Here is a 20343-nt window from a genome sequence, read left to right as displayed (position 1 = left end):
AATGTGACGGGGCTTACTCACTTCGGGTGGGACACGCCGCGACACGCCGTAGTCGTATAACGCTCTGGAGTTGGCGCAGTATTTGCACACGTGTGATCGTCGTCGGGGGTAAAGTCGCCTTTACCGATGGGGAACATGGCACCGAGCGTGCTCGTTGAACCCAGTGACGGCGTAAAGCAACGCCACAGGAGGATCAGGTGCGCTCGAGCAGCAACCCGGCCTTCCGTAACCTGCCGACCGGCGGCGGGTACGGAGGCTACGCAGGCTTCGGCCAGCCAGAGCAGGCTGGCTACCAGCAGGCCCCGCCGCCGCTGACCAGCGAGCGGCCGATGACGATCGACGACGTCGTCACCAAGACCGGCGTCACGCTCGCCGTGGTGGCAGCGACCGCGGTCGTCACCTACCTCATGCAGGCGTGGTTCCTGCTGTTCCCGGCCGCGATCATCGGCCTCGTGCTCGCGCTTGTCATCATGTTCAAGCGCATGCCGAGCCCGCCGCTCGTCATCGCCTACGCCGCCGTCGAAGGTGTCTTCCTCGGCGCGTTCAGCGGGATCATCGGCAACATGGTCGACCGCATGACCGGTAACCCGGGTCAGGGCGTCGTGATGATCGGCCAGGCCATCATCGGCACGCTCGGCGTGTTCTTCGGCATGCTCGTCGTCTACAAGACGGGCGCGATCCGCGTCACGCCCAAGTTCACCAAGTGGATCACCGGCGCGCTCATCGGCGTCGGCGTCCTCATGCTCTTCAACCTGATCATGAGCTTCTTCACGACCGGCGGCCTCGGCATCCGCTCGGGCGGCACGCTCGCGATCATCTTCAGCCTCGTCTGCATCGGCCTCGCGGCGTTCAGCTTCCTGATCGACTTCGACGCCGCCGACCAGGCGATCCGCGCCGGCGTGCCGGCCAAGTTCGCGTGGCAGATCGCGTTCGGTCTCACGGTCACCCTGGTGTGGCTGTACACCGAGATCCTGCGCCTGCTGTCGTACTTCAACTCGGACTGACGTCCGGGTGTGCTGGAGGGGCGTTCCGCTGCGGCGGGGCGCCCCTTCGGCGTTGCGGGGAAGTTCGGAGAACTCAACTTCAGGGGGAATGCGTGGACTCCGCATACCGGCTCGTCATGCAACCGCCGTCAGTCGACGACTACCTGCGCCTGCGCAAGGAATCCGGGCTGAGCGCGCGCACCAGGGAAGAAGCCGAGAACGGCATCAACGGCGCATGGGCCGCCGCCAGTGTCATTCACGTGGAATCAGGTGAAACCGCAGGCATGGGCCGCGTGCTCGGTGACGGCGGTTGGTACTTCGTCATCATCGACATGGCGGTGCTGCCGCGGCATCAACGCAAAGGCATCGGCGACGCGATCATGACCGCGCTGCTGGAGAGGATCCGTGAATCCTCTCCAGGCGCTCAGGTCAGTCTGCTCGCCGATCCGCCCGGCCGTCGTCTCTACGCACGACATGGCTTCGTGGAGAGCGCACCGAGCTCGATCGGGATGTGGCGGCGCTAAGCCCGCCAGCGCACGTCCGGCAGTTCGGTGCCCACCTTGATCAGGCAGTCCATGCAGAGGGCGCCCGCCTGCGCGCGCGACACCCGTTCGTCGGGCACCGAATGTTCGCAGACAGCCTCATAAAAGCTGCGCGAACCGTTGGCTTGATCGAGAGGGAAAGCATGACATTGCAGGTCGTATTCGCTTTGCCACCACACGTAGGGCATGTCCGACCCCTCCTTGCTCGTGAGTGGGGACGGACTTCCCCTCGCCTGATGACGCCATTGCGCGACGATTCATCTCATCGGCAGAAAGGGGGCATGCAAGTAGCTCCGTTCGGGTGATACGGAGCCACTTGCAAGCTTCAATTTGCAGATCTTGAGCGAAAGCTCAGCTCAGGCGCTCGATGACCATCGCCATGCCCTGGCCGCCGCCCACGCACATCGTTTCCAGACCGAACTGCTTGTCGTGGAACTGCAGCGAATTGATCAAGGTCGTGGTGATGCGCGCGCCCGTCATGCCGAACGGGTGGCCGACCGCGATGGCGCCGCCGTTCACGTTCAGCCGGTCGAGGTCGATGCCGAGGTCCTGGTAGGACGGGATGACCTGGGCGGCGAACGCCTCGTTGATCTCCACGAGGTCGATGTCGGAGACCGACAGGCCCGCCAGCGCCAGCGCGCGCTTCGAGGCCTCGACCGGGCCGAGGCCCATGATCTCGGGGGACAGGCCGGAGACGCCGGTCGACACGATCCGGGCCAGCGGCGTGATGCCGAGTTCGCGGGCCTTGGTGTCGGACATGACCACCAGCGCCGCGGCGCCGTCGTTCAACGCGCAGCAGTTGCCGGCGTTGATGCGGCCGTCGGGGCGGAAGACGGGCTTGAGCTGGGACACGGCCTCGTAGGTGACGCCGGCGCGCGGGCCGTCGTCGGACGAGACCACGGTGCCGTCGGGCAGCGTGACCGGCGTGATCTCGCGGGCCCAGAAGCCGTCGGCGATGGCCTTTTCGGCGAGGTTCTGCGAGCGGACGCCGAACTCGTCCATCTCCTGGCGCGAGATGCCCTTGAGTAGAGCCAGGTTCTCGGCGGTCTGGCCCATCGGGACGTAGACGTCCGGCACGACGTCGAGCGAACGCGGGTCCACCCACTCCGCAGCGCCGGTCTGGGCGACGGAGGCGGTGCGCGCCTCGGCCTCGCCGAACAGCGGGTTGTGCGTGTCCGGCCACGAGTCGGAGCTGCCCTTGGCGAACCGCGACACGGTCTCGACGCCGGCGCTGATGAACACGTCGCCCTCGCCCGCCTTGATGGCGTGCAGGGCCATGCGCGTCGTCTGGAGGGAGGAAGCGCAGTAACGGGTCACCGTCGTGCCGGGCAGGTTGTCGTAGCCCAGGAGCACGGAGACGATGCGCGCCATGTTGAAGCCCTGCTCGCCGCCGGGCAGGCCGCAGCCGAGCATCAGGTCGTCGATCTGCGCGGGGTCGAGCTGCGGCACCTTGTCCAGTGCCGCGCGAATCATCCGCGCCACCAGGTCGTCGGGCCGAACGTCCTTCAGCGAGCCCTTGCCCGCACGGCCGATGGGGGAGCGGGCGGCGGAGACGATCACGGCCTCAGGCATCACGAAACTCCTCGTTGAGAGTCAAGGTTGCCGCCGAGCCTAGTTAACGCCCGCTCACCCCGGCCAGCGCGAGTGACGAGAATTCCGAAACTCAAGCGTGCCGCTTCTGCAGCCACGCCGGCACGCGGGACGGCCGCACCGCCAGCGCCGCCGCGGACGGCAGCCGTACGACGGGCGCGACCCAGCCTGGCCACAGCCCCGCCACCTGGCACAACGGCGCCAGCAGCACGCCGGCCGCGGCCTCGTAACCGATCGCGCTGGGGTGGAAGCGGTCCGAGCTGAACATGTCGGCGTGCCGCGCCATGAACTCCGGCGCGAGGAGGTTCCCGAGCGACACCGGCACGCCGCCCGCCCGTCGCACCGCGGCGGTCTGCGCGGCCGCGAGACGCAGGCTGTACCGGCGCCCGACCATCCGCAACGGCTGGGGGATCGGCCGCACGATCCCGAGGTCGGGGCATGTGCCGACGACGACGCCGCAGCCGACCGCGCGCAGCCTGCCCACCTGCTCCGCCAGTAACCGGGCCGACTCGGCGGTGCCCATCCGCGACGTCACGTCGTTCGCGCCGATGATGATCAACGCGACCTCGGGCACGTCCCGCACGGCCGCGTCGACCTGCGGCACCAGGTCACGCGTGGTCGAGCCGCTGATCGCGTACGTCGACAGGCGCACCGGCCGGCCTGCCTCCTCGGCCAGCGCCTGGGCCAGCAACACGCCCGGCATCTGCGAGGGATGGGTCACACCAACACCCACCGCCATCGAGTCGCCGAGCACCGCCAGCCGCAGCGGATCACCGCCGTCGTCGAGGTACACGCCGTCCGGTGCGGGCCAGAGATGCTCCAGCACACCGATGGCCACGCGGGCACGTCGTCCCTGCTCAGTGAGCAGACCGACCAGCGCGCCCGAGAGCCCTCCGAGCGTCGCGGCGGTCATCGCCACCGCTCGCAGCGTCCGCAGTCCGATCATCGGCGCCACCCCCTTCCCCTCGGAATCGTCGGCGCCGCCGTTCGAGTTAACCTCCGCAGCCACTAGAGCTACGCTTCGTTCCGCTATCTCGGAGAGTGGGAGCAGGGGAGTAGATACCGGTGGAGTACGTCGAGCACGTCGTCGATCTGGTCGGCAACACGCCGCTGGTCAAGCTCAACTCCCTGACCACGGGGATCAAGGCCACGGTGCTGGCCAAGGTGGAGTACCTGAACCCCGGCGGCAGCGTGAAGGACCGCATCGCACTGCGGATGGTCGAGGCGGCCGAGAAGTCCGGTGAGCTGCAGCCCGGCGGCACGATCGTCGAGCCGACCTCGGGCAACACCGGCGTCGGCCTCGCGCTGGTCGCCCAGCGCAAGGGCTACAAGTGCGTCTTCGTGTGCCCGGACAAGGTCAGCGAGGACAAGCGCAACGTCCTCAAGGCCTACGGAGCCGAGGTCGTGGTGTGCCCGACGGCCGTCGCGCCCGAGCACCCGGACTCCTACTACAACGTCTCGGACCGGCTCGTCCGCGAGATCCCCGGCGCGTGGAAGCCCGACCAGTACTCCAACCCGGAGAACCCGGCGAGCCACTACCACCAGACCGGCCCCGAGATCTGGCGCCAGACCGCCGGCAGGATCACGCACTTCGTCGCGGGCGTCGGCACCGGCGGCACGATCTCCGGTACCGGCCGGTACCTCAAGGAGATCTCGGACGGCGCCGTCAAGGTCATCGGCGCGGACCCGGAAGGCTCCGTCTACTCCGGCGGCACCGGCCGTCCGTACCTGGTCGAGGGCGTCGGCGAGGACTTCTGGCCCGAGGCCTACGACAAGACCATCTGCGACCAGATCGTCGAGGTCTCGGACGCGGACTCGTTCGACATCACCCGCCGCCTCGCCCGCGAGGAGGGCCTGCTCGTCGGCGGTTCCTGCGGCATGGCGGCCGCCGCCGCGCTGCGCGTCGCGAAGGACCTGCCCGAGGACGCCGTCGTGGTCGTGATCCTCCCGGACGGCGGCCGCGGCTACCTGTCCAAGGTCTTCAACGACCGCTGGATGGCGTCCTACGGCTTCCTGCCGCCCGACTCGACCGGCGCGACCGTCGGCGACGTGCTGCGCCGCAAGGGCGGCATGCTCCCCGACCTCGTGCACGCGCACCCCAACGAGACGGTGGGTGACGCCGTCGCGATCCTGCGCGAGTTCGGTGTCTCGCAGATGCCGGTCGTCAACGCCGAACCGCCGATCATGGCCGCCGAGGTCGCCGGCGCGGTCAACGAACGCGACCTGCTCGACGCGTTGTTCACCGGGAAGGCCCAGCTGTCCGACCGCCTGGACAAGCACATGTCGCCGCCGCTGCCGACGCTCGGCGCTGGTGAGCCGGTCGGCATCGCCATGAACGCGCTCTCGAACGCCGACGCCGCCCTCGTACTGGAGGACGGAAAGCCTGCCGGAGTCGTAACTCGGCAGGACATTCTGGGGTTCTTGGCTGGTCGCTGAGCGTAGGAGCCGGTGCGTCCGATAGCGTGACGCCCCAGATCATCATCAGTCTCACTCGTACACGGCCCAGCCAAGGGGGTTGGAAACCGGATGAACGCTCCGCAGCCGCCAGGAAATCCGTTCGGCGGTCAGCCGCAGGAGCCCAACGCGGACGCAACGCAGATCGTCCCGGGGGGTGGCCAGCCGTCCGCGGCGAACCCGAACCCGGACGCGACGCAGGTCGTCTCGCCAGGGCACGCTCCTGCCGCACCGCAGCAGAACGCGGACGCCACCCAGGTCGTCAGCCCCGGTCAGGTGCCGCCCGCCTCGGGTGGCTTCCCGGCACAGGGCCCCGGCTCCGGCGGGTTCCCCGCCCAGCCGCCGGCCTACGGCGCTCCGCAGCAGGCCTACGGTGCTCCGCAGCAGCCTTACGGCGCTCCGCAGTCCAACCCGTACGGCCAGCCGCAGCAGCAGGCCTACGGTGCTCCGCAGCAGCAGCCTTACGGTGCTCCGCAGCCGAACCCGTACGGCCAGCCGCAGCAGCAGGCCTACGGCCAGCCCGGTGGCTACGGCCAGCCCGCCTATGGCATGGCTCCGCCGCCTCCGACCGGTTACGCCGAATGGGGCTCGCGCTTCGTCGGCTACCTGATCGACATCGCGGCCCCGACCGTCGTCACGCTGATCCTGTACTACGTGGTCGTCGGCATCGCGGTGGCGTCCGACGCCCCCGGTCTCGCGCTGCTCGCCATCCCGATCTGGCTGGCGAACTTCGGCTTCATCATCTGGAACACGGTGATCAAGCAGGGCCAGACCGGTCAGTCGATCGGCAAGAAGGTCGCGAAGATCAAGCTGGTCGGTGAAGAGACCATGCAGCCGCTGGGCGGCGGTACGACGTTCGTGCGCCAGCTGTGCCACGTCGTCGACGCCCTGCCGTGCTACGCGGGCTTCTTCGCCCCGCTCTGGGAGCCCAAGAAGCAGACCTGGGCCGACAAGATCATGAAGTCCATCGTGATCAACGCCCCGGAGACCGCGTCGCCCTACGGCGGCACCGGCGGGTACCCGCAGCAGCCCGGCACCGGCGGTTACCCGCAGCAGCAGGCCCCGCAGCAGGGTGGCTACGGCCAGCCTCCGCAGCAGGGTTACGGCGGTCAGCAGCAGGGCTGGTAGAGCCCAGAAGCGTGGATCGAAGTCCAGCCCCCGGCCACCTCGGCCGGGGGCTGGTCCGTTTTCACTGCCTGGACTCTTGCGGTCGGCGGCCAGATGGGTGAGTACCCTTCGAACATGAGCACCCCATACGGCTTCGCCACCAGGGCGATCCACGCCGGTCAGGACCCGGACCCGACCACGGGTGCGGTGAACGTCCCCATCTACGCCACGTCGACGTACGCCCAGGACGGCGTGGGCGGCCTGCGTGAGGGCTTCGAGTACTCGCGCACCGGCAACCCCACCCGCCGTGCACTGGAGACGTGCCTCGCGTCGCTCGAACGCGGCCGCTACGGCCGTGCGTTCTCCTCCGGCATGGGTGCGACCGACGCCGCGCTGCGCACGTTCCTCAAGCCCGGCGACCACATCGTCATCCCGAACGACGCCTACGGCGGTACGTTCCGGCTGATCGACAAGGTCTTCTCGCAGTGGGGGATCACCCACTCGCCGGCCCCCGTCTCGGACGTCGACGCCATCCGCGCGGCCATCCGTCCCGAGACGAAGCTCGTGTGGATCGAGACGCCCACCAACCCGCTGCTGAACATCGGTGACATCGCGGCGATCGCCTCGGTCGCCCACGGCGCCGGCGCCAAGCTGGTGGTGGACAACACCTTCGCCTCGCCCGCCCTGCAGACCCCGCTGGAGCTGGGCGCGGACGTGGTGCTGCACTCGACGACCAAGTACATCGGCGGTCACTCCGACGTCGTGGGCGGCGCGCTGATCACCTCCGACGAGGAGCTGGACGCGGCGTTCGCGTTCCTGCAGAACGGTGCCGGCGCGGTCCCCGGGCCGTTCGACGCCTACCTGACGTTGCGCGGCATCAAGACCCTGCAGCTGCGCATGGACAAGCACTCCGACAACGCCGAGCTGGTCGCCGAGGCCCTGACCCGGCACCCGCGCGTGAAGAAGGTCATCTACCCCGGCCTCGAGTCGCACCCCGGCCACACGGTCGCGGCCAAGCAGATGAGCCGGTTCGGCGGCATGGTGTCGTTCATCGTCGACGGTGGCGAGGAGGCGGCGCTCGAGGTGTGTGGGCGGACCAAGCTGTTCCTGCTGGCCGAGTCGCTGGGCGGGGTCGAGTCGTTGATCGAGCACCCCGGCAAGATGACGCACGCCTCCACGGCCGGGTCGATGCTGGAGGTGCCCGCGGATCTGGTGCGGGTGTCGGTGGGCATCGAGTCCGGTGACGACCTGGTGGCTGACCTGCTCGAAGCGCTGGGCTGAGTTTCCGGGCATGCGAAAGGCCCCTCCCGCGGGAGGGGCCTTCTGCGTCTGTCACGGCTTCTTCGAGCCGAACCTGTCCACGTTCTCGGCCTCGGCTGTCGGAGCCGACGGTAGGTCGGCGCCGTTCACACAGCCGCCGACGAACTGGATCGTCTCGCCGCTGCGGACGAAGCGGCCGGCCTCGTCACAGCCCGCGTGCGCCACTGTCAAGAACGCCGCGCCGGTCAGTGCCACAGCCGTGGTCACGGCTCCGACCAGCGGAATCACCGCGGCCACGCGTCGCGCGAATGCCATGCCACCTCCACCCGATGTGAGTCCCCCGTGAGGCAGCCTACCGGGGGATCGCCATCAGTGGCGTGACTCGGCACGTCGGCGGCGCATCCACGCTCGGCAGGGCGCCTCGCTGCACCGTTCCGGCGCAGGACACTAGAGGTTGCCGCGTCGCTCCTGTTCGCGCTCGATCGCCTCGAAAAGTGCCTTGAAGTTGCCCTTGCCGAAGCCCAGGGAGCCGTGGCGCTCGATCAGTTCGTAGAAGACGGTCGGGCGGTCGCCGATCGGCTTCGTGAAGATCTGCAGCAGGTAGCCGTCCTCGTCACGGTCGACGAGGATGCGGTGCTCCTTCAGCGTCTCGATGGGGACGCGGACCTCGCCGATGCGCGCACGCAGCGCCGGGTCGTCGTAGTAGGAGTCCGGGGTCTCGAGGAACTCGACGCCCGCGTCGCGCATGGCCGTGACGGTGGTGATGATGTCGTTGGTCGCCAGCGCGATGTGCTGGACGCCCGCGCCCTCGTAGAACTCGAGGTACTCGTCGATCTGCGACTTCTTCTTCGCGATCGCCGGCTCGTTCAGCGGGAACTTCACGCGGTGGTTGCCGTTCGAGACGACCTTCGACATCAGGGCCGAGTAGTCCGTGGCGATGTCGTCGCCGATGAACTCCGCCATGTTCACGAAGCCCATGACGCGGTTGTACCACTCGACCCAGTAGTCCATCTTGCCGAGCTCGACGTTGCCGACGCAGTGGTCGACGGCCTGGAAGAGGCGCTTCGGGGCGCCTTCCGGGCGCTTCACGGACGAGCTGCGCGCCACGTAACCGGGCAGGTAGGGGCCGGTGTACTTGGAGCGGTCGACGAGCGTGTGGCGGGTTTCGCCGTACGTCGCGATCGCGGCGAGACGGACGGTGCCGTGCTCGTCGGTGATGTCGTGCGGCTCCTCCAGCACGGTGGCGCCCTGCTCGCGGGCGTGCTTGATGCACTGGTCGACGTTGCCGACCTCCAGCGCCAGGTCGATCACGCCGTCGCCGTGTCGGCGGTGGTGGTCCAGGAGTTCGGAGCCGGGCGTGACGCCGCCGTGGATCACGAAGCGGGCCGAGCCCGACTTCAGCACGAACGACTTGTGGGTGCGCTGGCCGGTCTCGGGGCCCGCGTAGGCCACGAGCTCCATGCCGAACGCCACCTGGTAGAGCCACGCGGTCTGCGTGGCGTTGCCCGCGACGAACACCACAGCGTCCATGGAGCGCACGGGGAAGGGGTCCTTGGTCGCGTCGTAGTCGACCAACCCCACGAGCTGCCGGAGCTGGTCGTAGCTCACGTCGTCAAGCTGCTGCGTCATGCCCATCAGCATGATTCGACCCGACAGGGTGAGCAACAGTCAGCGAATTCACAGGACACTTTGTATAGTGATCTATGCCTTTGGATCAGCAGGGTGAGCACTCTGACCAGCCCGTGGACGAACTCGACGCGAAGCTGCTTCTGCTCTTGACGGACGAGCCCCGGCTGGGCGTCCTCGAATGCTCCCGCCGGCTGGGCGTCGCACGGGGAACCGTGCAGGCCCGGCTGGACAGGCTGGTCGAGCGAGGAGTGCTCACCGGGTTCCCGCCGGCGCTCGACCTCGGCGCGATGGGATACGGGCTGACGGCGTTCGCGACGGTGGAGATCGCGCAGGGACGCCGGGCCGAGGTGTGCGAGGGGCTGGCCGCGATCAGCGAGGTGTGCGAGGTGCACGCGACGACGGGACAGGGCGATCTGTTCGTGCGAATGGTCGCGAGGTCGAATGCGGACCTGCAGCGCGTGGTGGATCACATCGTCGACGTCCCTCACGTCCGGAGGCTGTCGACCTCCATTGCGTTGTCGACGCCGGTGCCTCCACGTGTGCGGCCATTGCTGGAACGCGTGAAAGGGCGGCCACCGAAGTGACCGCCCTTTCGCAGGTTTATGGCGTGACTACGACTGGTAAGGAACCGCCGAGATCAACGTGACCTTCTGCTGCTTGCCGTTCGGCAGCTCGTAGGACACGGTCTCGCCGTCCTTGGCGCCGTTCAGGGCCTTGCCGAGCGGCGAAAGCGGGGAGTAGACCTCCATCTCGCCGTGCGCGCCCTCTTCGCGGGTGGCGAGGAGGAAAGTCTCCGTCTCGTCGTCACCCTCGTAGCGGATCGTGAGCACTGTGCCCGGTGCCGCGACACCCTTGGTGGTGGGGGCCTCGCCGACCTTCGCGGCCTGGAGCAGCTCGTGCAGCTGGCGGATGCGCGCCTCCTGCTTGCCCTGCTCCTCGCGAGCCGCGTGGTAGCCACCGTTCTCGCGGAGGTCGCCCTCCTCGCGGCGGGCGTTGATCTCGGCAGCCATGACCGGGCGGTACGCGATGAGTTCGTCCAGCTCAGCCTTGAGCCGGTCGTAGGCCTCCTGGGTCAGCCAGGTCACCTGGGTGTCGCTCACGGTCACCAACTCCTCGTCTTGCTCCGGCGCACGCGTGTGCCCCAGATAGTTCCCGGGCCGTGGGCCCGGAACGGAAAAACACGGCCCGCGCCGGGGCCGTGCTTGAGCGGCAATAGTAACACGTAGACAACGTTCAGCGACGGCGATTTGTTCCCCATCTCGCCGTTTAAACCGCAGATCACCCGCTTGGCCGCTAGCTCGTGGACAAGTAGGCGGGAACCTGGTAGGAGCACCCGAACACTTCGCCGGTGACCGGCGGCTTCGAGGTGCGGACAACGGTTGTCTCCACGACGACGTCATTTCCCGGCGGAACCAGAACCTCACGTCTGCCCGCTTCGTCCCCGTCCTTGGACCGGGCCCGAATGATGCAGACGGCCGCACGCTCCGGTTGATCTCGAGAAACCTCGAAACTGACCTTCACCTGGTCGTCGCCGAGGAGGATGAACGCGGTCTGCTTCGCCTCGATCGGCTTTGTGCCGAGATTTCGGTAACCGACGAAGGCGATGACGGCACCTACCGCGACGGCTACAGCGAGTAATGCCCAGCGCGCCCACGTTGCCAGCGGTTTACGGCCCCGCTTGTGGTAGCGCCCCTCGGGGAGCACGCGTTGTGCCACTTCTCCGCGCCCTCCTCGGCCTCTGGGGAACAATGGTGCCCGGCGTTCAGTTGATGAGTGTCGCAGGACCATTCACACAGGAGGACCACGGGGGTCATGGCCGACAAGCTGCGCCTTATGGCAGTGCACGCACATCCCGACGACGAGTCGAGCAAGGGCGCGGCCTCGATGGCTCGCTACATCGCCGAAGGGCACGACGTGATGGTCGTGACCTGTACCGACGGTGGTGCGGGCAGCATCCTCAACCCGGCCATGGACAGGCCGGACGTGCTCGAGAACATCATCGAGGTCCGCCGGGAGGAGATGGCCCGCGCGGCCAAGATTCTCGGCATCCAGCACCGCTGGCTGGGCTTCAAGGACTCGGGCCTCCCCGAGGGCGACCCGCTGCCGCCACTGCCCGAGGGATGCTTCGCCCTCGTGCCGCTGGAGGAGTCGGTGCCGTCCCTGGTGGAGGCCATCCGCGACTTCCGCCCGCACGTCGTGGTGACCTACGACGAGAACGGCGGCTACCCGCACCCGGACCACATCCGCACGCACGAGATCTCGATGGCCGCCCTGGACGCGGCCGCCGACCCGGCCTACCAGCCCGAACTGGGCGAGGCCTGGGAAACGCGGAAGGTCTACTACGGGCACGGCTTCTCGCGCGCCAAGATCCTCGCGTTCCACGAGGCGATGGAGGCTCGCGGCATGGAGTCGCCGTACACCGAGTGGCTCGCGAACTGGAGCACCGACCGTCCGGACGTGATGGACCGCGTGACCACCCAGGTCGAGTGCGCGGACTACTTCGACGTCCGCGACGAGGCCCTGAAGGCCCACGCCACCCAGATCGACCCGACCAGCCGCTGGTTCGGCATCCCGATGGAACTGCAGCGCGAGATCTGGCCGACCGAGGAGTACGAGCTCGTCCGCTCCCTGGTCGACTCGACGCTGCCGGAGAACGACCTGTTCGCCGGAGTTAAGGTCTAGGGGTGCTCTCCCCAGACTTCTCCGTCGGCAGCACGGTGGCGTTGGTCGCCGTGCAGCCGTCGAACACGAACGACGACGACAAGGGCGGCCAGGGCGAGGACTTCGGCAAGTCCTCCCCGGTCGGCCTTGTCCTGCTGATCGTCTTCTTCATCGCGGTGTTCTTCCTCGTCAAGTCGATGAACAAGCACATCAAGGGCTTGCCCGCATCGTTCGACGAGCCGGCCGAGGTCTCGAAGGAAACCCCGGCCGAGCCTTCCGCGACGAAGGAGAAGGACTAGCGCAGCCTGAGGTCCACCACGAAGTCGTGGACCTCCTCGAAGGCCGGCGGCTCCACCGGCAGGTCGCTGGTCTCCCGCGCCTGCCGCAGCTCCTCGTGCCAGTGCGCGAGGTCCGCCTCCAGCCGTTCGGGAGCGGGCCTGCCCGGCACCCCGGCCAGCGCCCGGTGCTCGCCGAGGATCTTGGCCTCGATGAGTCCCGGCAGGTAGTCCGGGCCGTCGAGGTCCTCCAGCAACGTCGGCAGGTGCGCGTTCACCTCGCCGGTGCGCAGCAGGTGCACGCCGGTCAGCAGCGCGCGGAACGTGTAGAGCAGCGGCTTGATCTCCGCGGTCTTCTCGAAGAGCCGCCACTGGGTGGCGGCGAACCCTCGATAGTGGTGCCCGTGCCGTGAGGTCAGGCACCCCGCGGCCAGGGCAGCGAGCTTGCGATGCGCCTCCGTGGTGTGCACGACCAACGGCGAGAGCAGCTGCTCCAGCACGTAGCCGTTCGGGCGGGTCAGAAGCCGACAGAACTTCTGCACGTCGTGCGTGACCAGGTCGATCTCGACGCCGTCACGCACCCACATCCGTTCCTTGGTCTCCGGACCGTGCCGCAACCCGAGGACCTCGGCGAGCGGCAGCACGTGCACGCCGCGCAGGTCCACGTCCGAGTCGCGCGACGGGAAGCCGTACAGGTGTGCGCCGGACACGGTCGCGAACAGCAGGTTGTGCGACTGCTCGGCGACCACCGCACTCAGGTCGGGTACCTCGTAACTCACAACATCCTCCTGCGCACCGACACCAGCCAGTCCTCGACCCTTGCCCGATCAGGGTCCTCCGGCAGCGGGCCTTCAGCGTGCGCGATCTCGTCGCCGAGCCGATGCGCCCACGCCACCGCGTCGTCCCAGGCCATCGAGCCGTCGCGGATCTTCAGCAACGAGCGGTCCGCCGTGATGTCGTAACGGCCCGTGCGCAGCAGGTTCAACCCCACCAGCCGCAACCGCACGACGTGCATGAGCTGCTTCGGCTTGAGGTTGCGGCCCGCGCGCGAGAGCTGCATCTCCGTCGCGCGCGTGAACGCTCGCACGGCGTACCGGGAGAGGAACGCGGGCAACAGGTCCCGCAGCTCCTCTCCCATCGGCGTGCTGACCTCGACCAGCGGGCTCACCAGCGTCTCGAGCACCGTCGGGTTCGACTTGAGGCCCAGCCTGCAGAAGTGCTCGACCTCCCAGCTGAGCTGCTCCGGATCTGGTCCCTCGACCGAAGTCGGGGGTTTCTCCAGGCGCCAGAACGCTTCCGTGGGCGCGACGAACACCCCGCGTCTGTCCACATCAGACTCTGCGCTCGCGAGCCCGTAGGCGTGCGAGCCGATCACGGCTTCGAGGATCACAGTCGTGGGTCCACCGGCTCCGACTCCAGCGCGAGCACGCCGAAGACGCACTCGTGCACCCGCCACAGGGGTTCGCCGCGCACGAGGCGTTCCAAGGCCTCGATGCCCAGCGCGTACTCACGCAGGGCGAGTCCGCGCTTGCGGCCGAGCGAACGCTTGCGCAGCCGCGAGAGGTTCTCGGGCGACGTGTAGTCCGGGCCGTAGATGATCCGCAGGTACTCGCGCCCGCGCACCTTCACGCCCGGCTGCACGCGTCCGCCGAGGTTCGCCAGCGGCTTCACGACCATGCCCTCGCCGCCGGCCGCGGTCAGGTCCTCCCACCACTTCACGCCGGCGGCCACCTGCGAAGGGTCGTTCACGTCGACCACGAGGTGCCGGGTCCGCTGGAACAACGGTCCTTCGAGCCTGCCCAGCGTCTCCAGGTGCCACAGGTGCGAACGGTCGTGGAACGTCTGACCTTCGGCCGCGAGCAGCTGGAACGGCGCGATCCGCACGCCCTCCAGCCCGTCGGTGGGCCAGCAGTACCGCTCGTACGCCGCGCTGTAGGCGGCGGCGTTCGAGGCGCGCTGTGTCGTGCGCGCCAACAGTTCCGTGACGTCGACACCACGTGCCGCGGCTGCCGCCAGTGCCTCGACCGCCACTGGTAGCGCACCACCAGCCGCCGCGCCGACCGCCGCGTACTGCTCGCGGATCAGGCCGGAGGCCTTGGCGTTCCACGGCATCAGCTCGGCGTCGACGAGCAGCCAGTCCGTGGCGAGCTCGTCGAACAGACCGGCACACGCCGAACGCACGCGGTCCAGCAGTTCGGTGCCCAGCGCGCCGTCGAAGAACGCACGGCCGGTGCGCGTGTAGATCGCGCCGCCTTCCTTGCGCACCAGCAACACCGCGCGGGAGCCCATGTGCTTCTCCTCGCAGATCACCTGCCCGACCTGAGCGGCCCGGTACTCCGCGAAGGCGTCCTCCGGGTGCTCCAGCACGTCGTCGCGCTGCGAGGTCGCGGTGGGCGCCATCGTCGGCGGCAGGTACATCAGGTCGTGCGGGTCGATCGCGAACCGGCTCATGACCTCCAACGCCGAAGCGGACTGCTCCGCGCGGATCGTCACGGCACCGATCAGCGACGTGTCGATCCGGCGCAGGCCGGTGACGTCGGTGAGCGCCAGCACGTCCGGCGCGCGTTCGACGGCCTTCGGCGGGAACGGCGCGTCGTTCTCGTACCAGGTCTGATGCGCCTTGACGGAGACGAGCTCCTTCTCCGGGTAGCGCAACGCGGTCAGCTTGCCGCCGAACACCACGCCCGTCTCGAGGCACATGGTGTTGTTGATCCACTCGGCCTCGGGCGTCAGGACGTGCCCGTACAGCACCATCGCCGAGCCGCGGTAGTCGTTCGCCCACGGCAGGCGCACCGGCAGTCCGTGCGCGTCGGTCTCGCCCGTCGTGTCGCCGTACAGGGCGAAACTACGGACCTTCGCGGACGCACGGCCGTGGTAGCGCTCGGGCAGTCCGGCGTGCGCGACGACGAGGTTTCCGCCGTCCAGCACGTAATGCGCGACCAGGCTGTCGCAGAACTTCGTCGCGGCGTGGCGGAACTCCTCGGTCTCGTGCGCGAGCTGCTCCAGCGACTTCTCCAGCCCGTGCCGGACCGTCACCTTGTGGCCGCGCATCGCCCGTACGAGCTTCTCCTCGTGGTTTCCGCGCACGCTGAAGGCGTGGCCGCCCGCGACCATGCCCATCACGAGACGCAGCACGCCCGGAGTGTCCGGGCCGCGATCCACGAGGTCGCCGACGAACACGGCCTTGCGCCCGTTCGGCGGAACGGCGTCGACCGCACGGCCCTCGTCGTCACGCACCAGGGTGTAGCCGAGTTCGGTGAGCAGCTCCTCCAGCTCCGCGCGGCAACCGTGCACGTCACCGAACACGTCGAACGGGCCGGTCTCGTGCCTGAGGTCGTTGAGCAGACGCTCGTACACGATCGTCGAGTTGTCCACATCGGACTCGGAGCGCAGCACGTGAACGCGCTTGAACCCCTCCTTGCCGAGGAACTTCAGCGAGCGGCGCAACGCCGACCGGTGCCGCTTCACGACGTGCGCGCCGAAATCGCGGTCGGGGCGCTGCGCGTTGCGCGCCAGGCACACCTCGGTCGGAGTGTCGAGCACGATCGCGACCGGCAGCACGTTCGCCTTGCGCGCCACCGCGACCAGCTGGGCGCGGTCCTGCGGCTGCACGTTCGTCGCGTCGATCACGGTGACGCGCCCTGCTTCCAGCCGCTTGGAGGCCACGTAGTGCAGTACGTCGAACGCGGCCGCGGACGCCGACTGGTCGTTCTCGTCGTCGGCCACGAGCCCGCGGAAGTAGTCGCTCGACAACACCTGCGTGGGCAGGAAGTGCTTGCGCGCGAACGTGGACTTGCCGGAACCGGAGGCGCCGACGAGCACCACCAGACACAGGTCAGGGATCTTCAGTTCCATCAGTTCACGTCTCCCGAGCTGAACACGGCCATCTGGGTCGGCGCGCCGCGTTCGGCGTCCTCCGGCCCGATCGGCACGAAGCGCACTGCGTAGCCACGGCGTTCCGCGACGCCGTTCGCCCAGTCCTGGAACTCCTGACGAGTCCATTCGAAACGGTGGTCGGAGTGCCGCAGCTGACCTTCCGGCAGCGTTTCGAACAGCACGTTGTACTCGACGTTCGGCGTCGTCACCAGCACCGTCGCCGGGTGTGCCACGGTGAAGACCGAGTGCTCCAGCGCGGGCAGGCGCGACGGGTCGACGTGCTCGACGACCTCCATCAGCACCGCCGCGTCGTAGCCGGCCAGTTCGGGGTCCGCGTACGTCAAAGCCGACTGCCGCAACGTGATCCGCTCGCGCTGACGATCGCCCATGCGATCCAGGTGCAGCTTGCGCGCGGCCTCCTGCAACGCCTTCGCGGACACGTCGACACCGTGGATCTCGGTGAACTCCGGCTCGCCGACGAGCGCGCGCAGCAGCGCCCCGCCACCGCAGCCGAGGTCGAGCACGCGCTTGGCCCTGGCCTCCTTCAGTGCCTTGACCACCGCCTCCTTGCGCTGTGCGGCAAGGGAGATCTTCGGCTCGGCCAGCGCGTTGTCCAGCTCCTCCGGCTCGACCTCGTCGACGTCCGCGAGGCGTTCCAGGGCCGAGGTGATCAACGGTCGCTTGCGCGCCAGGTACCGGGTGGTGATCAGCTCCTTGTCCGGGTGCGCAGCCAGCCAGCCGTCACCGGCCTTGAGCAGCTTGTCGACCTCGTCGGCCGCGACCCAGTAGTGCTTGCCGCCGTCGAGCACGGGCAGCAGCACGTAGAGGTGCTTCAGCGCGTCACTGAGCTTGACGGTGCCGGTCAGCGTCACGTCACCGAAGCGCGAATCGCCGTGCCCGGTCGTCTCGACGGCCCAGCCGAGTGGCGTGAACAGCCGCGCCGCGAGCCGGTGCGGCAGCGCGGGAATGCGGATGACCAGCGGGATCGGCGTCGCGGCGAGTTCGGGGTAGCTCTCGCTGCGGCCGTTCATGGCCGTGCGGAACACGCTGCCGAGTGCGACCGTGAGCAACGATCCGGCCGCGTAGGGCCTGTCGTTGACGTATTGGGTGAGCGTGCTGCCAGGACCTCGGACGAGCGCGATGGGGTCGACCTCCAGCAGGAGGGCGACCGTGCATTCCTCGTTCGTCGCCTTCGGGTAGAAGACGTGCGCGACGCCCGAGCTCGTCGTGAAGGACTGAGCCCGGCCGGGATGCTTGTGCAGCAGGTGGCCCAGGTCGGTCGCCGGCTGGTGCGTCGTGGTCATGGTGAGCAACACGGGCCTGAGTCTGATCGAGATTCGGCCTCTGCGCTGCTCATTTAGTGTGGTTCGCATGACTAACCGGCTTGCGGACGCGACCAGCCCTTACCTGCTGCAGCACGCGGACAACCCGGTCGACTGGTGGCCTTGGACCGAGGAGGCGTTCGCGGAGGCACGACGGCGCAACGTGCCGGTGCTGCTGTCCGTCGGCTACGCGGCCTGCCACTGGTGCCACGTGATGGCGCACGAGTCTTTCGAGGACGCCGAGATTGCTGCGTTCCTGAACGCGAACTTCGTGTCCGTGAAGGTGGATCGCGAGGAACGACCGGACATCGACGCCGTGTACATGGAGGTCACGCAGGCCATGACCGGTCACGGCGGGTGGCCGATGACGGTGTTTCTCACGCCGGACGCGCGGCCGTTCCACGCCGGCACCTACTACCCGCCTGCTCCCCGTCCTGGCATGCCGTCGTTCCGGCAGCTCATCGAGGCCGTCTCGGCGACCTGGGCGGCGCAGCCCGGCGAGATCCTGGAGTCGGCTTCCGCTGTGGTGGAGGAGATCTCACGCCACGCCTCGCCCTTGCCTCCGTCTACTGTGGACGCGGACGTGCTGGCGGGCGCGGTGGTGTCGTTGCTCGGCGAGTTCGACCGGCGCAACGGCGGGTTCGGTGGCGCGCCGAAGTTCCCGCCGTCGATGGCGCTGGAGTTCCTGGTGCGCCACCACGAACGCACCGGTTCGGTCGAGGCAGTGTCGATGGCGACCGCGACGGCCGACGCGATGGCCGACGGTGGGCTCTACGACCAACTCGGCGGCGGGTTCGCGCGCTACAGCGTCGACGCTTCGTGGGTGGTGCCGCACTTCGAGAAGATGTTGTACGACAACGGTTTGCTGCTCCGCTTCTACACGCACCTGACTCGCGTGACGGGTTCCGCGCGCTACGAGCGGGTCGCCAGGGACACGGCTTCGTTCCTGCTCAGGGACCTGCGGACGGCCGAAGGCGGGTTCGCGGCTTCGCTGGACGCGGACACCGCCGGTGTCGAAGGCCTGACGTACGTGTGGTCGTTCGAGGAGCTCGGTTCGGCGGCCGCTGCCTTCGGCGTGACCGCCGAGCCGAACTTCGAGGACGGCAAGTCCACGTTGCAGTTCGTGTCGGAGCCGGGGGAGGAGGTGCGGGCCGCGCTGCTGGCGAAGCGCGCTCTGCGGCCACAGCCCGGCCGTGACGACAAGGTGATCGCCTCCTGGAACGGCATGGCGATCGCCGCGCTGGCCGAGGCGGGCGCGTTCTTCGGTGAGCGGTCGTGGATCTCGGCGGCTTCGGAGGCGGCGTCGCTGCTCGCCTCGGTGCACCTGGTCGAGGGCAGGCTGCTGCGGACCTCGCGCGACGGCGTCGCGGGCCCGTCGTTCGGCGTGCTGGAGGACTACGGCTGTCTCGCCGACGGCCTGCTGGCGTTGCACCAGGTCACCGGCTCGATCCGGTGGCTCGACCTCGCGTGCGGCCTGCTCGACACCGCTCTCGCGCGGTTCGCCGTGCCGGACTCTCCCGGCGCCTACTACGACACCGCCGACGATGCCGAGGCGCTGGTCCGGCGTCCTGCGGACTCGACCGACAACGCGTCGCCCTCCGGTGCGTCATCGCTGGCCTCGGCCTTGCTGACGGCTTCCCTGCTGTCCGGCGCAGACCGTTCCTCGCGCTACTTCACCGCAGCTTCGGAGGCGGTGACGCGGGCCGGTCTGCTGGCCGCGCGGGCACCTCGGTTCGCCGGCCACTGGCTCACCGTCGCCGAGGCGCTGGTCGCGGGCCCGTTGCAGGTGGCGGTGGTGGGTGCCGACGACACGCGCCGTGCGTCGCTGTGGGCGGCGGCGGTCGCCCATGTGCCCGGAGGCGGCGTCGTCGTGGCCGGAGAGCCGGCGTCCGTGCCGTTGCTCGAAGACCGTCCGCTGGTCGACGAAGGTCCTGCGGCTTACGTGTGCCGCGGCTACGTGTGCGACCGGCCCGTCGTGTCGGTAGATGCCCTGGTCACTTCGCTGACGGCGAACACTCCCTGACTGATTGCAGGCGTAACGTCGGTTACAACGTAATCATGTAATCAGGGGTGGTTGTAATGGGACGTGGATGGCGAGGAAGAGGCGGGTGGCAGCAGGCTGACCTGCCCCCGGCCGACGACGCGGCGGCGTGGTTCGCGGGCAGGCTCCCGGACGGCTGGTTCACCGGCGCCGCGGAGGTGATCGTCGACCGCGAGGAGATCACGGTCATCGGCACGCTCACGCCGCTGGAGGGCGAGTTCGACGACGCCTCCCGCTCCGCGGCCGAGTCGGGCCGCATCTCGCGCTGGCGCGAGGAGACACGCGACGAACGCATCGAGATCGCCCGCCAGGCCGAGCACCGCTACGGCCGCAAAGTCGCCTGGGGTGCCTCTCTGGGCAGCACGCGCGAACTGTTCACGCACCTGGCCGTGCCAGTCATGACGCGCCTGCGTCAGCCAGAACGCCAGGTGCTCGACACGCTGGTCGCCGCTGGCGTGGCCCGCTCACGCGCAGACGCGTTGGCATGGGCCGTGCGCCTGGTCGGCGAGCACGCGGACACGTGGCTCGGCGAACTGCGCGATGCCATGGCGAAGGTCGACGATCTCCGTTCGCAGGGGCCTGATCTGGCCTAGTGTCCTGCGC

The 20343-nt window shown here is 68.7% G+C and carries 21 protein-coding genes; 10 read left to right on the top strand and 11 right to left on the bottom strand.

What is annotated here, in order from left to right; genetic code table 11:
- Positions 1-197: 197 nt before the first annotated feature.
- Both BLR21_RS19435 and BLR21_RS19430 read left to right on the top strand, forming a co-directional pair.
- Positions 198-1004, top strand: coding sequence for a Bax inhibitor-1/YccA family protein (locus BLR21_RS19435; protein WP_090007247.1), 807 nt, complete (start codon positions 198-200; stop codon positions 1002-1004).
- A gap of 92 nt (positions 1005-1096) precedes the next feature.
- A complete protein-coding gene (locus tag BLR21_RS19430; protein WP_256334795.1) occupies positions 1097-1507 on the top strand; it encodes a GNAT family N-acetyltransferase in 411 nt (136 codons plus the stop codon).
- On the opposite strand, the gene BLR21_RS41680 is transcribed toward BLR21_RS19430, so the two are convergent.
- The 3 genes from BLR21_RS41680 to BLR21_RS19420 all read right to left on the bottom strand — a co-directional run bounded on the left by BLR21_RS41680 (position 1504) and on the right by BLR21_RS19420 (position 4061).
- On the bottom strand, positions 1504-1713 hold the full coding sequence (locus tag BLR21_RS41680) for a hypothetical protein (protein ID WP_143027773.1): 210 nt from the start codon (positions 1711-1713) through the stop codon (positions 1504-1506). The two genes, BLR21_RS19430 and BLR21_RS41680, sit on opposite strands and share 4 nt — an antisense overlap.
- Positions 1714-1876: 163 nt before the next feature.
- Entirely contained in the window at positions 1877-3097 is a 1221-nt protein-coding gene (locus BLR21_RS19425; RefSeq protein WP_090007246.1) for an acetyl-CoA C-acetyltransferase, read from the bottom strand.
- Between the two features lie 91 nt (positions 3098-3188).
- On the bottom strand, positions 3189-4061 hold the full coding sequence (locus tag BLR21_RS19420) for an SGNH/GDSL hydrolase family protein (RefSeq protein WP_090007441.1): 873 nt from the start codon (positions 4059-4061) through the stop codon (positions 3189-3191).
- 119 nt (positions 4062-4180) lie between these two features.
- Here BLR21_RS19420 and BLR21_RS19415 point away from each other — a divergent pair, with 119 nt between their 5' ends.
- From BLR21_RS19415 to BLR21_RS19405, 3 genes are all read left to right on the top strand, one after another.
- On the top strand, positions 4181-5551 hold the full coding sequence (locus BLR21_RS19415; protein WP_090007245.1) for a cystathionine beta-synthase: 1371 nt from the start codon (positions 4181-4183) through the stop codon (positions 5549-5551).
- A gap of 90 nt (positions 5552-5641) precedes the next feature.
- On the top strand, positions 5642-6697 hold the full coding sequence (locus BLR21_RS19410) for an RDD family protein (protein ID WP_090007244.1): 1056 nt from the start codon (positions 5642-5644) through the stop codon (positions 6695-6697).
- A gap of 114 nt (positions 6698-6811) precedes the next feature.
- Positions 6812-7957 carry a cystathionine gamma-synthase gene (locus BLR21_RS19405; protein WP_218130907.1) on the top strand — a complete coding sequence of 382 codons (1146 nt, stop codon included), beginning with the start codon at positions 6812-6814 and terminating at the stop codon, positions 7955-7957.
- Between the two features lie 51 nt (positions 7958-8008).
- Here BLR21_RS19405 and BLR21_RS19400 read toward each other — a convergent pair whose 3' ends face one another.
- On the bottom strand, positions 8009-8251 hold the full coding sequence (locus BLR21_RS19400) for a hypothetical protein (RefSeq protein WP_090007242.1): 243 nt from the start codon (positions 8249-8251) through the stop codon (positions 8009-8011).
- A gap of 132 nt (positions 8252-8383) precedes the next feature.
- Positions 8384-9565, bottom strand: coding sequence for a 4-hydroxyphenylpyruvate dioxygenase (hppD, locus tag BLR21_RS19395; protein ID WP_090007440.1), 1182 nt, complete (start codon positions 9563-9565; stop codon positions 8384-8386).
- Positions 9566-9639: 74 nt separating this feature from the next.
- On the opposite strand from hppD, the gene BLR21_RS19390 reads away from it, so the two are divergent.
- Complete coding sequence (locus BLR21_RS19390) at positions 9640-10149, top strand: Lrp/AsnC family transcriptional regulator (protein WP_090007241.1); 510 nt, start codon at positions 9640-9642, stop codon at positions 10147-10149.
- 27 nt (positions 10150-10176) lie between these two features.
- Here the strand turns inward: BLR21_RS19390 and greA are convergent, their stop codons facing one another.
- A complete protein-coding gene (gene greA / locus BLR21_RS19385) occupies positions 10177-10674 on the bottom strand; it encodes a transcription elongation factor GreA (RefSeq protein WP_090007240.1) in 498 nt (165 codons plus the stop codon).
- 184 nt (positions 10675-10858) lie between these two features.
- Positions 10859-11281, bottom strand: a complete 423-nt coding sequence (locus BLR21_RS19380; RefSeq protein WP_256334794.1) for a DUF4307 domain-containing protein — start codon at positions 11279-11281, stop codon at positions 10859-10861.
- A 96-nt stretch (positions 11282-11377) separates the two neighbouring features.
- On the opposite strand from BLR21_RS19380, the gene mca reads away from it, so the two are divergent.
- Together mca and BLR21_RS19370 are read left to right on the top strand one after the other, a co-directional pair.
- Positions 11378-12247 carry a mycothiol conjugate amidase Mca gene (mca, locus tag BLR21_RS19375; RefSeq protein ID WP_090007238.1) on the top strand — a complete coding sequence of 290 codons (870 nt, stop codon included), beginning with the start codon at positions 11378-11380 and terminating at the stop codon, positions 12245-12247.
- A 35-nt stretch (positions 12248-12282) separates the two neighbouring features.
- The gene (locus BLR21_RS19370; RefSeq protein ID WP_256334819.1) at positions 12283-12525 is read left to right on the top strand and encodes a hypothetical protein; all 243 of its coding nucleotides are present in this window, start codon (positions 12283-12285) and stop codon (positions 12523-12525) included.
- Here BLR21_RS19370 and BLR21_RS19365 read toward each other — a convergent pair.
- Genes BLR21_RS19365 through BLR21_RS19350 form a run of 4 tightly spaced genes read right to left on the bottom strand, consistent with a single transcriptional unit; the run spans position 12522 to position 17693 of the window.
- Entirely contained in the window at positions 12522-13280 is a 759-nt protein-coding gene (locus BLR21_RS19365; protein ID WP_090007236.1) for a nucleotidyltransferase domain-containing protein, read from the bottom strand. The genes BLR21_RS19370 and BLR21_RS19365 overlap by 4 nt on opposite strands.
- The gene (locus BLR21_RS19360) at positions 13277-13891 is read right to left on the bottom strand and encodes a nucleotidyltransferase domain-containing protein (RefSeq protein WP_090007235.1); all 615 of its coding nucleotides are present in this window, start codon (positions 13889-13891) and stop codon (positions 13277-13279) included. Before BLR21_RS19360 ends, BLR21_RS19365 begins: the two co-directional genes overlap by 4 nt.
- Positions 13888-16356 (bottom strand): polynucleotide kinase-phosphatase, encoded by a 2469-nt coding sequence (locus BLR21_RS19355; RefSeq protein ID WP_090007234.1) that lies wholly within the window; start codon positions 16354-16356, stop codon positions 13888-13890. Before BLR21_RS19355 ends, BLR21_RS19360 begins: the two co-directional genes overlap by 4 nt.
- Positions 16356-17693, bottom strand: coding sequence for a 3' terminal RNA ribose 2'-O-methyltransferase Hen1 (locus BLR21_RS19350; protein WP_090007233.1), 1338 nt, complete (start codon positions 17691-17693; stop codon positions 16356-16358). Before BLR21_RS19350 ends, BLR21_RS19355 begins: the two co-directional genes overlap by 1 nt.
- Before the next feature lie 55 nt (positions 17694-17748).
- Here BLR21_RS19350 and BLR21_RS19345 point away from each other — a divergent pair, with 55 nt between their 5' ends.
- Both BLR21_RS19345 and BLR21_RS19340 read left to right on the top strand, forming a co-directional pair.
- Complete coding sequence (locus BLR21_RS19345) at positions 17749-19722, top strand: thioredoxin domain-containing protein (RefSeq protein WP_090007439.1); 1974 nt, start codon at positions 17749-17751, stop codon at positions 19720-19722.
- Between the two features lie 56 nt (positions 19723-19778).
- Positions 19779-20333 carry a hypothetical protein gene (locus BLR21_RS19340; protein ID WP_090007232.1) on the top strand — a complete coding sequence of 185 codons (555 nt, stop codon included), beginning with the start codon at positions 19779-19781 and terminating at the stop codon, positions 20331-20333.
- The last annotated feature ends 10 nt before the right edge of the window (positions 20334-20343 follow it).

The organism is Lentzea albidocapillata subsp. violacea, from assembly GCF_900100275.1.
Lineage (GTDB): Bacteria > Actinomycetota > Actinomycetes > Mycobacteriales > Pseudonocardiaceae > Lentzea > Lentzea violacea.
Note: the sequence above shows the minus strand (reverse complement) of the source record. Positions and strands in the feature narration are given on the sequence as shown.

Excerpts from the sequence above, each read along its gene's own strand:
- BLR21_RS41680 (WP_143027773.1), bottom strand. The coding sequence starts at position 1,713 with ATGCCCTACGTGTGGTGGCAAAGCGAATACGACCTGCAATGTCATGCT.
- BLR21_RS19425 (WP_090007246.1), bottom strand. The coding sequence starts at position 3,097 with ATGCCTGAGGCCGTGATCGTCTCCGCCGCCCGCTCCCCCATCGGCCGT.
- BLR21_RS19420 (WP_090007441.1), bottom strand. The coding sequence starts at position 4,061 with ATGATCGGACTGCGGACGCTGCGAGCGGTGGCGATGACCGCCGCGACG.
- BLR21_RS19410 (WP_090007244.1), top strand. The coding sequence starts at position 5,642 with ATGAACGCTCCGCAGCCGCCAGGAAATCCGTTCGGCGGTCAGCCGCAG.
- BLR21_RS19405 (WP_218130907.1), top strand. The coding sequence starts at position 6,812 with ATGAGCACCCCATACGGCTTCGCCACCAGGGCGATCCACGCCGGTCAG.
- BLR21_RS19400 (WP_090007242.1), bottom strand. The coding sequence starts at position 8,251 with ATGGCATTCGCGCGACGCGTGGCCGCGGTGATTCCGCTGGTCGGAGCC.
- hppD (WP_090007440.1), bottom strand. The coding sequence starts at position 9,565 with ATGACGCAGCAGCTTGACGACGTGAGCTACGACCAGCTCCGGCAGCTC.
- BLR21_RS19390 (WP_090007241.1), top strand. The coding sequence starts at position 9,640 with ATGCCTTTGGATCAGCAGGGTGAGCACTCTGACCAGCCCGTGGACGAA.
- mca (WP_090007238.1), top strand. The coding sequence starts at position 11,378 with ATGGCCGACAAGCTGCGCCTTATGGCAGTGCACGCACATCCCGACGAC.
- BLR21_RS19355 (WP_090007234.1), bottom strand. The coding sequence starts at position 16,356 with ATGGAACTGAAGATCCCTGACCTGTGTCTGGTGGTGCTCGTCGGCGCC.
- BLR21_RS19345 (WP_090007439.1), top strand. The coding sequence starts at position 17,749 with ATGACTAACCGGCTTGCGGACGCGACCAGCCCTTACCTGCTGCAGCAC.
- BLR21_RS19340 (WP_090007232.1), top strand. The coding sequence starts at position 19,779 with ATGGGACGTGGATGGCGAGGAAGAGGCGGGTGGCAGCAGGCTGACCTG.